The following is a 15,597-nucleotide window of genomic DNA, read 5'->3' as shown; positions in this document are numbered from 1 at the left end:
AACGTGAGAAGTCAGGGCCGACCGGCCCAAGGTTCAGTCCCGGACAGCCCATGGGGCTGCCCTTCGATCCGCTGGATGCTCGAGCCATCGAGAGGCTTGGAGGAGATCCCTGATGTCGGACGCCGTGCTCAACCGACCCTTGGTCCACGCTCTGCTTACAGACGGAACCACCGTGTGCATCCGGCCCGTGACCCCGGCCGACCACGACCAGGTGCAGGGGCTCTATGAGGAGATGTCCCCCGAAAACCTCCGCCTTCGGTTCTTCTCGCTGAGCCCGCGATCCGCCGCCCAGGCCGCCGACCGGGCCTGCGCTCCCGCGCACCCCGGCTACCGGGCTCTGCTGGCCGAGACGCACGATCAGGTGATCGGGCTCGCGGAGTACGACACGGCGGGGGAGAAGGACGAGGCCGAGATCTCCATCGCCGTCTGCGACGGCTTGCACCACCGTGGCGTGGGCACCCTGCTCGTCGAGCACCTGGTCTCGGCGGCCAGGGCGGACCGCATCACCACCTTCACCGCCGACGCGCTCAGCGAGAACCACGAGATACTCCGCCTCTTCGCCGACCTCGGCCTGCGCACGGCCCGCCGGTTCGAGGGGCCCGAGGTGCGCTGCACCATCCGGCTGGACGCGGACGACGCCTATCTGTCGGCCGTGGAGGCCCGGGGCCGAGCCGCCGACGTGGCCAGTCTCGAACCGCTGCTGCGCCCGAACGCGGTCGCCGTCGTCGGCGCCGGACGCAAACCCGGTTCCGTGGGTCGGGCGATCCTGCACCACCTGAAGGTGGGCGGCTACACCCACCGCCTGTTCGCCGTGAACCCGAGCGTCAGCCACATCCTCGGCGTGCCGTCCTACCCTTCCGTCAGCGCGCTGCCCAAGACCCCCGACCTGGCGGTCGTAGCCGTCCCCGCCGCTGCGCTCCCGGCCACCGCCGAGGAGTGTGGAAAGGCCGGCGTCCGGGCACTGCTCGTCGTCACCTCCGGCCTCGACGCCGACCAAGCGCAGGCGCTGCTGACCACCTGCCGTACCCACGGCATGCGCCTGGTCGGCCCGAACTGCCTCGGCGTCTCCAACACCGACCCTGGCCTGCGTCTTGACGCCACGTTCGCCGCCGAACACCCGCGGCCCGGCACCGCGGGCGTCGCCGTGCAGTCCGGCGGAGTCGGCATCGCCCTGCTCGACGGGCTGTCCCGGCTCGGCATCGGTGTCTCCTCCTTCGCCTCCCTCGGCGACAAGTACGACGTCAGCGGCAACGACATGCTCCAGTGGTGGGAGAGCGACGGCCGTACCGAACTCGGCTTGCTGCACCTGGAGTCCTTCGGCAGCCCGCGGGCCTTCTCCCGCACCGCCCGCCGGGTGACCCGCCGCATGCCGGTTCTGACCGTTGACGCGGGCCGTACCGAGGCAGGCCGCCGTGCCGCCTCCTCCCATACCGCGGCTGCTGCCACTCGCACCATGACCCGGCAGGCCCTGTTCACCCAGGCGGGCATCACTGCCACCCGCTCAGTCGGCGAACTCCTCGAAGCCGCAGCCCTGATGCACTCCCAGCAGCTTCCCGCCGGCACCCGTGTCGCGATCGTCACCAACGCGGGCGGCGCCGGAGTCCTCGCAGCTGACGCCTGCACAGAGGCGGGACTCGCCCTGCCGACGCTGCCCTCGGACGTGATCGACGACTTGCTCGACGTGCTCCCGCAGGGCGCCGCGGTCGGCAACCCCGTCGACGCCACCGCCGTCGTCACCGAGGACCAGCTCGCGGACGGCCTGGACCGGCTGATGCGCCACCCGGGCATCGACGCCGTCCTGGTGGCCCTCGTACCCACAGCGGTCGCCGCGGCGACCGGCGACAACCTCGTCCGCGCCCTCACCGACGCCCCCGCACACCGGGCCAAGCCGGTTGCCGCGGTATGCCTCGAACAGGACCTGCCGGTCAAGCTGCTGCCTGCAGCCGACGGCGGCACGATCCCCTCCTACGCCGAACCGCAGGCGGCGGCACGGGCGCTGGCCCACGCCGCACGCCGTGCTTCCTGGCTTGCCCGGCCCGTAGGCACTGTCCCGGAGCTCGACGGCATCGACACCACCCGTGCCCAGGAGGTCACCGACACCTTCCTGGCCGCGCATCCGGACGGTGGCTGGCTCGACCCGCGCACCTGCGCCGACCTGCTGGCCTGCTACGGCATCCCACAGCTGGCGTGGGCGTGGGCGGAGACGGAGGAGGACGCCGTCCTCGCGGCCCAGCGGCTGCGCGGCCCGGACGGCCGGGTGGTGCTGAAGGCCCACTGGCCGGGACTGGTGCACAAGAGCGAGCAGCGTGCCGTGCATCTCGATCTCCAGGGCGACGCCCAAGTCCGGGCAGCATTCAGGGACTTCGAGACACGGTTCGCGGGACTGCTCACCGGTGTGGTGGTGCAGCCGCTCGCTGCGCGCGGCACCGAACTGTTCGCCGGCGTCGTCCAGGACGAGGTCTTCGGCCCGCTCGTACTGTTCGGGCTCGGCGGCACCGTGACCGAGGTTCTCGGCGACCACGCGGCACGGCTCGCCCCGCTCACCGACAACGACGTGCACGACCTGATCACAGCGCCGCGCTGCGCCCCGCTGCTGTTCGGAGCCCGCGGCAGCGGACCGGCCGATCTCGAAGGCCTGGAGCAGCTGCTCCTGCGCCTGTCCCGCATGGCGGCCGATCTGCCGCAGCTCGCCGAGGTCGACTTCAACCCGGTGCTCGCGACGACGGCCGAGGTCTGCGTGCTTGACGCCCGAGTGCGGCTGGTGCCGCACGGGCCCCAAGACCCCTATCTGCGCCGACTCCGCTGAGTCGTCGAGGAGGAACCAGAGATGAAGCACAACAAGGTCGGCTCCGTGATGACCACTGACGTCATCCGCGCCTCGTACGGCACTCCCTTCAAGGAAGTGGCACGGCTGCTGGCTCACCACAGGATCAGCGGACTGCCGGTCGTCGACGAGGACGCGAAGGTCATCGGCGTCATCTCCGAGACCGACTTGATGGCCCGCCAAGCCGAGATGCCTGATCCGTACGAGCCGAAGCGTCGCTTGCGGGCCGCAGCGTGGACACGCAGCGGCAGGCGGACAGCCGCCACGGCGACGGCTCGCACCGTCGGCCAGCTGATGACCGAACCGCCCGTCACCGTGCGCGCCGAGGACACCATCGTCGAGGCCGCGCGCACCATGGCTCAGCGGCGCGTGGAGCGGCTGCCGGTTGTGGGCGAGGAGGACCGGCTCGTCGGCATCGTCACCCGTCGGGACCTGCTCCAGGTCTTCCTCCGGCCCGACAAGGAGATACGCGACGAGGTGGTCGAGGAAGTCCTTATCCGCGCGCTCTGGCTGCCGCCGCGGAGCGTCGACGTCTCCGTCGTGGAGGGTGTGGTCACGCTCGCCGGCCACATGGAGCGCAAGAGTGAGACCGAGATCGCCGTCTCCATGACCAAGCAGATCGACGGCGTGGTCGCGGTGGTCGACAACCTCACCTACCGCCTGGATGACAGTCACGCCCAGCCCGATCAGCCGGCCCTGCACGGCGTGGCCGACGACTGGCTGCGCAGGCTGTGAGGGGAGGCGGACCGCCATGACCGGCAACGTCCTGGTCGCATACGGAACGACGAATGGATCGACCGCGCGGATCGCCGAGGCCGTCGCCCAGATCCTGCGCAAGGAGGGGCTGACGGCCGAGGCACGACCTGCACCGTCGGTGGCGAGCATCGAGACGTACGACGCTGTCGTGGTCGGGGGCGCGCTGTACGCCGGGCGCTGGCACAAGGACGCACGCCGCTTTGTCCGCCGTCACCACCGCGGCTTGGCCGAACGCCCACTGTGGTTCTTCGGCAGCGGGCCGCTGGACACTTCGGCCACTGATCGGGACATCCCGCCCGTGTCCGGCGTAAGGCGCGTCATGGATCGGCTCGGCGTCAGGGAGCACATCACCTTCGGTGGCTGCCTGGAGGAGGGGGCGAGGGGCAGAGTCGCCCGGATCATCCTCCGCAACGGCAAGGGCGGAGACTTCCGCGACTTCCCCGCGATCGAGGCCTGGGCGCAGCGGATCGCCGAGGAACTGGCGGCTGCTTAGGTCGTCACTTCCTCGCCATGGCCGGCCCGTGTCTCACGGCACGACGGCGACCGGACACCGGACTTCGCGCAACCTGTGGGTACTTCACGCGCCAGGGCCGCAATGCGTCGGCCAGCAGCTGCACCTTGTGGTCTTCCCAAGTGGCGCGATTCTCCTCGGGAATGCCGACGGGCAACCGGGCGGCGAGCGGCACGTCGCGCAGCGACGCCTCGTGGGTCGCCCACTCCACGGTCGCACGGCCGCCTCAGGGTCGGCGCAGGGGCCGAACGGTCCTGGGAGAGCCCTTGCGGCCCATATCCGACCAAGGCACCTCAGGAAGACGCTGGCAGTAAGGAGCCGACCAAGCGCAGGAGGTACGCACCATGCTGTCGCCCGTCATCGCCGGAGTAGACGGATCGGCCGAGAGTTTTGCCGCCGCTGAGTGGGCCGCCCGCGAGGCGGTGCACCGTGACCGACCGCTGCGACTGGTGCATGCCTGGAACTGGCATCCGCGGCAGGCGGAAGGCGAGCCCGCGAACGCCATGCAGCGGTATCTGGCACGCCGCGCCCTGCAGGAGGCGGAGGAGCACATCCGCGGCACCGTACCCGGCGTGCGCCTCACCGACGAACAGGTCGAAGGACCGGCGACCGCGGCTCTGCTGAGGGCCGCCGAGCAGTCCGAACTGCTGGTGCTGGGCTCGCGCGGCTTGAGCGGCTTCACGGGGCTTCTGGTCGGCTCCGTTGCGCAGGGGGTGATCGCGAAGGCCACCTGTCCCGTGGTCCTCGTACGGGCAGGGGAGGAGGCAGAGGACGAGCACGTCCCGGCGGACGACGGCAGCCCGTCCACCCGCACCGGCTACCGCGACGTGGTGCTCGGCATCGACCTCGCCGATGCCTGCGACGAGGTGATCGAGTTCGCCTTCGAGGAAGCCCGGTTGCGGCAGGCCAGGTTGCGTGTTCTGTACGCCTGGCTGCCGCCGTCCGCGATCAGCCTGGGCCCCGGCGACATCGCCCTGGTCGACGATCCCGCGCGGGCCGAGGAGTGGCAGGGATTCTTGTCCGCTGTGCTGGCGGTGTGGCGCGAGAAGTACCCCGAGACCGAGGTCCTGGAGACCGTTGTGGAAGGCAAGGCCTCGACTGCACTGGTCCGGGCCGCCTCCGCGGCGAGCCTTCTTGTCGTCGGCCGCCGCCTGTCCGAGCGGCCGACGGTTCCGCGTATCGGCCCCGTCACCCGTTCCGCCGTCCATCACGTCGGCTGTCCGCTGGCCGTCGTGCCCCACGAGTGAGAGACCGGAGAGCGCGATGAGTATGCCGACGAAATACGTGTATGAGTTCACCGAAGGCAGCCGGGAGATGGCCGACCTGCTTGGCGGCAAGGGAGCGGGCCTGGCCGAGATGACCCGGCTCGGGCTACCCGTACCGCCGGGCTTCACGGTCACCACTGACGCCTGCAAGGCGTATCTTGCGACGGGCGAGGAGCCGCCCGGGCTCGGCATCGAGGAGGCCCGTGCGCTGGCCGGCCTGGAACGGGCCATGGGCCGTGACCTCGGCGCAGCCGCCGACCCCCTGCTGGTGTCCGTGCGCTCCGGCGCCCGCTTTTCGATGCCCGGCATGATGGAGACCATCCTCGACATCGGCCTCAACGACGAGTCCGTCACCGGCCTTGCGAAGGGGGCCGGACAGGAGCGGTTCGCCTGGGACTCCTACCGACGGCTGGTGCAGATGTTCGGCCGCACGGTGATGGGCGTCGACGGTGACCATTTCGAGCAGGCCATCGCCGCGCACAAGGCACAGCGCGGGACGCGCGACGACCACGACCTCGATGCCAGGGAACTCGCTCTCCTCACCGAGGAGTTCAAGGCGATCATCCGCCGGGAGACAGGCGAGGACTTCCCCCAGGAACCCGTCGAGCAGCTCCAGCGCGCCATCCGCGCCGTCTTCGACTCCTGGAACGGCGAACGCGCCCGCCTCTACCGCCATCGCGAACACATCCCCGACGACCTCGGCACCGCCGTCAACGTCCAGGCGATGGTGTTCGGCAACCTCGGCCCGGACTCCGGCACCGGCGTCGCCTTCACCCGCGACCCAGCCACCGGCGCCCGTGGCATGTACGGCGACTACCTGACCGATGCCCAGGGCGAGGACGTCGTCTCCGGAGTGCGCGACGCCGTACCCCTGAGCCAGCTGACGGTTCTCGATCCCCGTTCGTACGTCGAACTCGGCGACCACCTGCGCATGCTCGAGAACCACTACCGCGACCTGTGCGACGTGGAGTTCACCGTTGAGCGCGGCCGGCTGTGGATCCTGCAGACCCGGGTCGGCAAGCGCACCGCCGAGGCCGCCTTCCGTATCGCGCACGATCTGCGGGAGGAGGGGGCGATCACGGCCGACGAGGCACTGGCCCGTGTGGACGGCGCCGAGTTGACCCTGCTGATGTTCCCCCGCTTTGATACCACCCCCGCCGACGTGCCCCTCGCGCACGGCGTACCCGCCTCACCGGGCGCGGCGGTAGGCGTCGTCGTTTTCGACTCCGCCGAGGCCCAGCGCCGCGCCGCTGCCGGACAGAACACCATCCTGGTACGCCGTGAGACGACACCCGATGACCTACCCGGAATGATCGCGGCTCAGGCCGTCCTCACCAGCCGCGGCGGCAAGACCAGCCACGCCGCCGTCGTCGCGCGTGGCATGGGCAAGGTGTGCGTGTGCGGGGCCGAGTCACTGAGTGTCGACCTGGTCGGCCGCCGCCTCACCACGGACGCAGGAGTCGTCGTACACGAGGGCGAGACGGTGTCCGTCGACGGAACGGCGGGCACCGTGCACCTCGGCGCGCTGCCGCTCACCGCTTCCGACGTCCGTCGCGTACTGGAGACCGGTGAGAGCGTCGGCCCGCTGACCGAGGCGGTCCTGTCAGCCCTCGCCAATGCGGACTCCGTCCGCCGCCTGGAGGTACGGGCCAACGCCGACACCCCCGAGGACGCCGCCCGCGCACGCAGGCTCGGCGCCCAGGGCATCGGCCTGTGCCGCACCGAGCACATGTTCCTCGGCGACCGCAGGACGCTGGTCGAGGCGATGATCCTGGCACGCGACGGCAGCGCCCGCGAGGAGGCTCTCGCGGCGCTGCTGCCGCTACAGCGGGAGGACTTCATCGGCATCCTCCGGGCCATGGACGGGTTGCCGGTGACGATCCGCCTCATCGACCCGCCGCTGCACGAGTTCCTGCCCGACCGCACGGAGCTGGCCGTCCGACTGGCGAGCGCCACGCATCCGGACGTCCACGACCGCGAACTGCTCGATGCCGTTGAGCGCCTGCATGAGCAGAACCCGATGCTCGGTCTGCGCGGAGTCCGGCTCGGGCTGGCCGTCCCTGGCCTGATGGCCATGCAGGTCCGCGCGGTTGCCGAGGCCGTCGTCCACCGGCTGCGCGAGGAAGGCCGGCCGCACGCCGAGATCATGATCCCGCTCGTCGGGACGGTCGAGGAACTGCGGCTGGCCCGGTCGGAGGCGGAGCGTGTGCTCGCCGAGATCGCGGCCGAGACGGGTGAGTCCCTGGACCTTCCGATCGGCACGATGATCGAGCTGCCCCGCGCCGCCCTCACCGCCGGACGGATCGCCCAAGCCGCCGACTTCTTCTCCTTCGGCACCAACGACCTCACGCAGACGACCTGGGGGCTGTCGCGTGACGACGCCGAGGCGTCCTTCTTCCCGCTGTACCTGGAGAAGGCGATATTCAGCGTGTCCCCCTTCGAGACGATCGACCAGGAGGGTGTCGGCAGGCTCGTGGAGCTGGCCGTCGAAGCAGGCCGCGCCGTCAATCCCCATTTGGAGACCGGTGTGTGCGGTGAGCACGGCGGCGACCCGGAGTCCATCCACTTCTTCCACCGAGCAGGCCTCGACTACGTCTCCTGCTCACCCTTCCGCATCCCGGCTGCCCGGCTGGAGGCGGGACGCGCGGCCCTCACGGACGCCGAATCCAGCGACAGCCGGTGATGGCCACGTTTCGGCTCGTACTGGAGCACGGCCGGCTCTCCTGGGGACCGGTTCTCGGGTGCTGCGCGGCACCGGCTCGCTCCACTGCTGGGAATGTCGATCCTGCCGCTCTTCTGCAACGTCTGGAAGGCGGCCAAGTGCGGCAAGCCGGTCGAGGTCGACGAGCCGTGGGGCTACGGGCGTTCGCTAGAGTGGGCGACTTCTTGCCCGCCGCCCCGCCACAACTTCGTTTCCCTGCCTCGTATGCGCAGTGAGTCTTCGGCGTTCGACCTGCACCACCCGGAGATCGCCGCACTCGAAGAGGCCGCGAGGTAGGCCATGCACCACGCCGTCCTTGCCTTGGGAGCCGCCACGGTAACCGCGGCGGGCTGCGTCTGGTACCTGCCGGCCCTCGCCGATCTGCACGGGGAGCCGACCGGCCGCCGGCCCGGCGCAGAGCTGCGGCAGCGTGCCTCAGCGGCTGGGCCACGACCGGGGTCATTGAGGTACTGCTGCTCGTCTGCGAAGAGTGGTGGACACCTTCCGGCGCGGCGGTGGCCGGTACCGCGCTCACCGTGGGCCTTCGGGCACGCCTGTCGTACAGCGCCGCCGCGAGATGGGCGAGGCCGCGCGCGACTGGGCGGTGCTTGGCCACGTTCGGCAGCCAATGGACATTGGAGGTGCCCGGAAGGTCGTCGCTTTGCTCATCGGTATCGGGCTGGCAGCCGCTGTGGCCGCGTCGGCCCTCGAGACGGTCGCGAGGCGTGAGCGTGGGGTGGACTGTTGTCGCCGTGCCCTCCGCGGTGGTCTGGCTGTGCCTCACCTTCCGGGTCGGAGGGGCGCTACGACGCCACCGCGTGGACCCAAGAGGTCGCCGTCGGTGACGAAGCGCAGTAGTGCGTTACCCATGCGTGTCGGCCGGCTGCTGGAGCGAGCCCGGCCTCGGTACCGAGCTCGTCGCCGGGTTCAGGAGGACAGCGGCAAGACCACTGAAACCGCCTTGCTCGTGAGACCGACGGTGACCTGGACATCTACCGCGAGCTCCTGCACCAGAAGCCAGCCGAACCCGCCCGGCTCTCTCGTATCTGTGAGCCGTGGTCGCGGGGGTCGGCGGCAGGCGTCGTGCACTGTGACCGTCACCGTCCCCGGGGCGGCTCTGAGCCCGAAACCGGTCACGCCGTCGGCGTGGCGGACCGCGTTGCTGATCAGCTCGGTCACCACCAGCAGGACCGCCTCCGCCTCGTCGCCGCGAGAGGGCGCAAGAACGGACAGAAAGCCTCGTGCCACATCCCTCGCCGATCCTCGGTCTGAGGACTGTCTCCGCTCAGAGGGTCGTATCGCTCCTCGGACGAATGCGACATCGCTGCCTCCGGCCCCCGTAGACAATCCGGTACGAGTCCCCCTGTCCCAAAATGCGCGTACCACCCTCGAACGCCTGATCAGGCGCCGCGTGCCGGGCTTGGCACCGCGACGGCTGACCCCTTCTGATCCATTGCTCAGAGATCCACAAGCTCCCGCTGCCAGCCGGATACTGGGCACTGGCTCCCGAAGCGCGGGACGATGTGACGGACGGCGTTCTCACGGCAGCATCGGAAGTGCGCCTGTGGAGCCTGGGTACTCGCCACGTGAGCCGAAGGCGTGTGGTCTGCGAGGAGTGCGCGATGGACACACAGCAACTGGACGCGAAGACCGCCGCTGCGCTGTCGCCGAGGCCGTGCTCGCCCCTTCCATGCACAACGCGCAGCCGTGGCGCTTCCGCTACGTGGCTCGTGATCATGCTCTCTATCTGTTTGCTGATCTCGACCGGGCCATGACTCGATCCGACCCAGGGAACAGGGCTTTGCACATCGGCTGCGGAGCGGCGCTGTTCAATCTCCGCGTCGCCGCGGCCCACGCCGGATTCACCCCGGTGGTTCGGCTGCTGCCGGAGCCCGCGGAGCCGCTGTTGCTTGCCGCTGTCCAGCTGGGCGAGGCGTGTACCCCCACGACGGACGAGGGAGACCTTGCGCGCCTGCACCCCGTGATCCGCGAGCGGCACACGAGTCGGCATCCCTTCGGCGAGAAGGACATCCCGGAAGACGTACGGGCCGCCTTGCAGAGAGCAGCCGACCTTGAGGGAGTTGAGGGAGCCGAGCTGCTGTTTCCCGGTCCCTGGCACATGGAGACCGTGCTGGACCTGGTCCACGACGCGGAGAGCCGTGACGCCCTGAATCCCGAGGGCATGGAGGATCTGCACCGCTGGACCAGGCTCGGCCCGGAGGCGGACGTCGCCACCGACGGCGTCCCGGAGTACGCGTTCGGGCCCCGGATGCGGGACGGCAAGGCTCCGCTGCGCGACTTCGCCGGTCGTCGCCCGGTGGCCGACCGCGGCGCGACCGCCTTCGAGAAGAACCCGCACCTGGCGCTGCTCAGCACACCGGGAGACGCCCCCGCCCACTGGCTGCGCGCGGGCCAGGCGCTGGAACGCGTCCTGCTGGAGGCGACCATGACAGGGCTTGCCACCTCCCTGACCTCACACGCCCTGGAGAGCCGGGACCTGCGCCTGCTGGCCCGTGATCCGATGGCCGGCCGAGGCCATGTCCAGATGGTGCTGCGCCTCGGCTACGGCCCGCAGGGGCCTGCTACGCCGCGCCGCCCCGTTCGTGACGTCCTCGAAGTCGCGTAGGAGAGAGCTGGTGGCTCGTGCTCACGCCGGGGACGGGCCCGGACACGAAGTGCCCTTCCAGCTCCTGGTCACTGATGTCTGGTCAGCTGTCAAGGAGCCCACTACGCTCACCGTCCGGACCCGCTCCGCCTGGGCGGACCTGTGGTGCCGCGCGACCGCCAACGGCCACCCGCGATCCGAAGCACCCGCAGTCGACTGGTCCACTGACTGGGTGCTGTTCGTCGCTACGGGAACCCGCCCCACCAGCGGGTACGGTGTGGAAATCCGCAGGCTCGTCCGCCGAGCCGACACCATCCATGTGTACGCCGTGGAAACTTCCCCGCCGCCTCCAAACGCACGGCCCCGGATCGGCACCCTCCAGGCGCTCACCCACCCCATACACGCGGTGACGACACCCCGCGAACCGGACGGCGTGAGCTTCGAGTTCCATATCCAACGCGAAATCCCCGAGCAGTGACCGCGCGGACGTGGCACAGGCTCCTCCTGCGCTGAAATGCCGGAAACCACCACCGAGCGCAAGAAAGGATGCGATTCGGCAGGCACGCACGGCTACCGTGCTATCTGGCTGTACGTAGGGATTCCCGATGCTCGCTGTCACTCGATCGCGTCAGTGGCGATCGCCTGGGCCGCCGCCAGCCCGCGAGCGGCTCCCCACGTTGTGCTCAACTCCACCAGTTCATCGTGGGGTCGTCGGCCTCTACGGCAGCGCACGCGCGGGCGAAAGCCGCCCGGTCGGGGGATGGCAGCTTCGCTGCCTCTTGCGACGCGCCCTGGAGCTGGGTCAGGGCGCCTCCGGTGGTGCCGTGGCAGAGGATGTAGTTCATTCTTGTGCCGTCCTCCTCGACGAAGAACAGCACCAGGGGACCTTGCGCCTGCACCAGCGCCGTGATCCGGTCGATGTGGTCGCGTAGCGACGGGTCGAACAATGCAGCGCAAACTAGCTGGTGGCTGTACTGGTCCATCTCGACCGTGGTGTTCGTGACTTGGCCCCGTGCTGCCACCCTCAGTCGGCTGCCCTGCGGGTCGCGGAAGAACATCGACATGCGGAACACCACGCACGGGTTCGGCGTGTGCCACTCCCACCGCACCGCGCTCAGCAGCACACGCTCCGACCACGTGTTGTACTCGCAATGGCCGACCTTGAGGAAGACGGCTGGCTTCACGGCCTGCCCGCACTGCACCAGCTCGATCACCGAGACCCATAGATCCCAGTCGGGGTGTCGGGCCTGCATGAGGTCGACGGCGTACATCAGACGGGTGCGTCGGACCGGCCGAGGATCCATTCCATCCCGTCAGCCAACTACACCCGCGACGCGCCCAGTTGGCCGCCCAGCAGTTGCCCTCGCGCCTGAACAGCAAGGCCGGCCTCTGCGACTGCACGGCCGTCACCTTCCAGGATTACTGGCCCACCGCCTCGCCCGCGAACACGAACGCCTCTGCCCCACCCCCGGCCAGCGCCGATACCCTCACGGCCTGAACCGCGATCTTCCTTCAGCGCGAGCCGCACCCCACGGCCTTGTTGTACAGGGCGTCGGCCGAGCCCCTGGGCTGGTCGGCGCGTGAACAGGGACATCCGGCCCCTGCCTGCACGGCTTCCCCATGAGTTGACTGACGGTTGCCGGGCGCCGGCCGTGTTCCGCCGGCGCCGTGCCGTGCGCACCCCGTTGCCGCCTCAAGGCCGGGGCCGCTGCACGACTCTTGATCACAGCCGACCGCTCGCGACAGTGGGCGGCAGAACGGAGGGACGTCATGACCGACGCTCCGCAGCAGTCCCAGGCCTACCTCGTCGGCGGCGGCATCGCCTCACTGGCGGCCGCCGCCTTCCTGATCCGCGACGGCGGCTTCCCCGGTGAGAACATCCGCATCGCCGAGGAACTCCCGGTCGCCGGGGGCTCCATGGACGGCCGCGGTGAAGCCGCCGGATACGTCTCCCGCGGCGGCCGCATGCTGGAGGACGAGGCCTACACGTGCCTGTGGAACCTCCTGGAGACCGTCCCCACCCTCACCGACGAGACCGTGTCGGTGTGCGAGGAGACCCGCGAGTTCAGCGCCAAGTGGCCCACCGACGCCAAGGCCCGCCTGATCGGCAAGGGCGCAGAGATCCTGGACGCCGCCGACTACGGCCTCGACACCCGCGACCGCCTGGAGCTGACACGGCTGCTCGTGCTCCCGGAGGCGGTGATCGGGGCGCGCCGGATCGAGGACTTCTTCTCCCCGCACTTCTTCGAGACCAACTTCTGGGCGATGTGGCGCACCACCTTCGCCTTCCAGAATTGGCACAGCGCCATCGAACTCAGGCGCTACTTCCTGCGCTTCATGCAGGAGTTCCCGCGCATGCACACCCTGGCGGGCGTGCGTCGCACCCGGCTGAACCAGTACGACTCGATCATCCGTCCCATGCAGGCCTGGCTGGAGGAGCGCGGGGTGCGCTTCGAGCACGGCGTGCGCGTCACCGACGTCGATTTCACCACCGAGGAGGACGGCACTCGACGGGTGCGACGCCTCCACCTCGACCGTGCTGGGCAGCCGGGCGTGTACGACCTCGGGAACACCGACTACGCGTTCCTCACCCTCGGCTCGATGACCGCCGACGCCGCGTACGGCAGTGACGACGCCGCTCCCGAGCTGATCCGCGACAAGCGCGACGGCGGCTGGCGGCTCTGGGAGACTATCGCCGCCAAGGCGGACGACTTTGGGCGCCCGGCCGCTTTCTACGGCAACGTGGACGAGGCCAAGTGGGAGTCCTTCACCCTCACCATGCGCAGCCCTCTGCTCCTGCACCGCATCGAGGAGCTGTCCGGCAACCTCCCCGGCACCGGCGCGCTGATGACGTTCAAGGAGTCCAACTGGCTGATGTCCATCGTCGTGCCGCATGCCCCGCACTTCGAGGGACAGCCGGAGGACGTCTACACCCTGTGGGGCTACGGGCTGTTCGTCGACAACGAGGGCGACTTCATCGGCAAGACGATGGCCGAGGCCACCGGCCAGGAGATCCTGACCGAACTGCTCAACCACCTCGGCCTGTGGGACATCGAGGAGGAGGTCGCGGCGACAACGACCGTCATCCCGGTGATGCTGCCGTACATCACCAGCCAGTTCGCTCCGCGCACGGTCCACGACCGACCGCTGGTGATCCCACGCGGCGCCGCGAACTTCGCCTTCCTCGGCCAGTTCACGGAGATCCCGGAGGACGTCGTCTTCACGGTCGAGTACTCCGTCCGCGGCGCCATGCACGCCGTCTACGGCCTGCTCGGCCTCGACCGCGAGATCCCCGGCATCTACCACACCCTCGCTGACCCGAAGACGGCCATCGGCGTACTCAAGGCCGCTCTGGCCTGAGCTGTACCGATCAGGCTGCGTCTGCCACCACTTCCCAGGCATGGCTTACCGGAGCGGACGCCCGCCGCCAGTATCCCGCCGATCATGTGCGGACCTGCGGTGGTTTGCACTGGTGACCCGCTCGGAAAACCGTGGCCGTTGTCTTTCGATCGTGCGCACCGGTCAGCCTGTGTGCGACCTGCATCACACGGTGCACGGGGGCCGGGACTGACGGGCCCTGTCCGCAGGGGCGTTCGGCCCTATTCCAGGTGCCGGCCTCACCTGAATGATTGGTGCGCGGGTCGGACCTGGCCCTTTCAACCTGCCGACAGGCCGACCTCGAACGCTGGATGAGCAGCGACGATGTCCGCCTCCGCCGAGAGGCAGGCCACTTCGCGCGCTGGGCCCTCTCCCAGAAGATCGTCCGTGATCTCAGCTTCCCGGCCGAGCGATGGAACGGCCCTTCCCAGGCGATGGACGACGAAGCCCGCTGGACCACCGTACGACGCCTGCTTCACGACGACATCGTCAAACCCGAAGACCGCCTCGCCGGCCTGCTGTTGCTCCTCTACGCCCAGTGGCCCGCCGCGATCTCCCGCCTCACCGTCGACCACATCGAGGAGAGCGACGGAGCAGTCCGCATCCGTTTCGGGGCCGTCCCGGTCGAGCTTCCCGCACCCGTCGCCGAACTCGCTCTGCAACAGGTCAAGGTTCGCCGCAGCCGTGCCGCCCTCGCCCGGACAAATTCACCCCGGCTCTTCCCCGGAGGCAAGCCTGGCCGCCCGATCAGTGCCTGGGCCATGGGCGAACGCCTCCGCAAACTCGGCATCCGCCTCGCGGAAGCCCGATCAACTGCCCTGTTCCAGCTCGCCACCGAGCTGCCCGCTGCGGTCCTCGCCGGACCGTGCTGGGTCGCGCTGCGGGTGTCCCACCGGTATCGGGTCCCGCGGTAGGTTCTGCCGGCGTGCTCGAAGGTCTCGCCGATGGGTGTCTGGCGGGCGGCAGTGAGCAGAGCGGCCTGGTCACCGCGGTGGCTTTCTGCCGCGTCGACCAGCACGGGTGTCGGGTACGCCCGGGCCTCGACGAAGGGTCAGTTGCTCGACCGGCAGATCCACGCGCTCACCGAAGCGAGCTGCATCCGGATTCGCCGACAAGAAGTCCGGTGGTCATCTCCGTCGATCCGGAGGTTGGCGAGCCGATCCCCGGCGACACCGCTGACCCCCAGGTCCGGCAGTACACCGACGAAGTCGAGGCCGTGAGAGTGATGCCGAGCGGATGCTTGACGGAGACCCTTACCGGGTTCTGATCGGCAACTGACCACCTCAGGATGCGGGTGCTGCGGGTTCTCCGCAGCACCTGCATCCTTTCCCTTCCCCGGTAGCCTCGCCTATGTGACCACATCGTCTGTCAAGTTCGTCAACGAAGGAATGTTCGCCGTCTCGGACGATGCCGAGGAACCAGTGGAAACAGCGCGCTGGTCGAACGGTCTCGCCGCTCCTATCGGTAGTTCGTTAAATCCGGTCGTGGTGCGGGTTGACGGCAGGTCGGGTTGGTCGTAGGCCGGTGGTAGGAGTCAACTGCCTTGCTGGGGGCTGA

The 15,597-nt window shown here is 69.5% G+C and carries 10 protein-coding genes and 2 pseudogenes; 10 read left to right on the top strand and 2 right to left on the bottom strand.

Going from position 1 to position 15,597, the window contains the following annotated elements:
• The first annotated feature begins 112 nt into the window (after positions 1 to 112).
• The 6 genes and pseudogenes from ACWGKT_RS43840 to ACWGKT_RS43815 form a co-directional block, all read left to right on the top strand.
• Positions 113 to 2,806 carry a bifunctional acetate--CoA ligase family protein/GNAT family N-acetyltransferase gene (locus tag ACWGKT_RS43840; protein ID WP_453278093.1) on the top strand — a complete coding sequence of 898 codons (2,694 nt, stop codon included), beginning with the start codon at positions 113 to 115 and terminating at the stop codon, positions 2,804 to 2,806.
• 21 nt (positions 2,807 to 2,827) lie between these two features.
• Entirely contained in the window at positions 2,828 to 3,559 is a 732-nt protein-coding gene (locus tag ACWGKT_RS43835) for a CBS domain-containing protein (protein WP_453278092.1), read from the top strand.
• Positions 3,560 to 3,575: 16 nt separating this feature from the next.
• The gene (locus ACWGKT_RS43830; RefSeq protein WP_453278091.1) at positions 3,576 to 4,073 is read left to right on the top strand and encodes a flavodoxin domain-containing protein; all 498 of its coding nucleotides are present in this window, start codon (positions 3,576 to 3,578) and stop codon (positions 4,071 to 4,073) included.
• A gap of 362 nt (positions 4,074 to 4,435) precedes the next feature.
• Complete coding sequence (locus tag ACWGKT_RS43825) at positions 4,436 to 5,338, top strand: universal stress protein (protein WP_453278090.1); 903 nt, start codon at positions 4,436 to 4,438, stop codon at positions 5,336 to 5,338.
• Positions 5,339 to 5,354: 16 nt separating this feature from the next.
• Complete coding sequence (gene ppdK, locus ACWGKT_RS43820; RefSeq protein WP_453278089.1) at positions 5,355 to 8,039, top strand: pyruvate, phosphate dikinase; 2,685 nt, start codon at positions 5,355 to 5,357, stop codon at positions 8,037 to 8,039.
• A gap of 84 nt (positions 8,040 to 8,123) precedes the next feature.
• Positions 8,124 to 8,354, top strand: a pseudogene (locus ACWGKT_RS43815) (cytochrome ubiquinol oxidase subunit I); the annotation flags it as partial.
• Between the two features lie 630 nt (positions 8,355 to 8,984).
• Here ACWGKT_RS43815 and ACWGKT_RS43810 read toward each other — a convergent pair.
• The gene (locus ACWGKT_RS43810) at positions 8,985 to 9,305 is read right to left on the bottom strand and encodes an ATP-binding protein (protein WP_453278088.1); all 321 of its coding nucleotides are present in this window, start codon (positions 9,303 to 9,305) and stop codon (positions 8,985 to 8,987) included.
• Between the two features lie 374 nt (positions 9,306 to 9,679).
• On the opposite strand from ACWGKT_RS43810, the pseudogene ACWGKT_RS43805 reads away from it, so the two are divergent.
• Positions 9,680 to 10,683, top strand: a pseudogene (locus ACWGKT_RS43805) (Acg family FMN-binding oxidoreductase).
• Positions 10,595 to 11,140 (top strand): protease complex subunit PrcB family protein, encoded by a 546-nt coding sequence (locus ACWGKT_RS43800; RefSeq protein WP_453278087.1) that lies wholly within the window; start codon positions 10,595 to 10,597, stop codon positions 11,138 to 11,140. Before ACWGKT_RS43805 ends, ACWGKT_RS43800 begins: the two are co-directional and overlap by 89 nt.
• 205 nt (positions 11,141 to 11,345) lie before the next feature.
• Here ACWGKT_RS43800 and ACWGKT_RS43795 read toward each other — a convergent pair whose 3' ends face one another.
• On the bottom strand, positions 11,346 to 11,933 hold the full coding sequence (locus ACWGKT_RS43795) for a hypothetical protein (RefSeq protein WP_453278086.1): 588 nt from the start codon (positions 11,931 to 11,933) through the stop codon (positions 11,346 to 11,348).
• Between the two features lie 499 nt (positions 11,934 to 12,432).
• On the opposite strand from ACWGKT_RS43795, the gene ACWGKT_RS43790 reads away from it, so the two are divergent.
• The gene (locus ACWGKT_RS43790) at positions 12,433 to 14,022 is read left to right on the top strand and encodes an oleate hydratase (RefSeq protein ID WP_453278085.1); all 1,590 of its coding nucleotides are present in this window, start codon (positions 12,433 to 12,435) and stop codon (positions 14,020 to 14,022) included.
• A 329-nt stretch (positions 14,023 to 14,351) separates the two neighbouring features.
• Complete coding sequence (locus ACWGKT_RS43785) at positions 14,352 to 14,954, top strand: hypothetical protein (RefSeq protein WP_453278084.1); 603 nt, start codon at positions 14,352 to 14,354, stop codon at positions 14,952 to 14,954.
• Positions 14,955 to 15,597 lie beyond the last annotated feature (643 nt).

Source organism: Streptomyces sp. NPDC054794, assembly GCF_053611585.1.
This window is presented reverse-complemented; position numbering and strand designations above follow the sequence as displayed.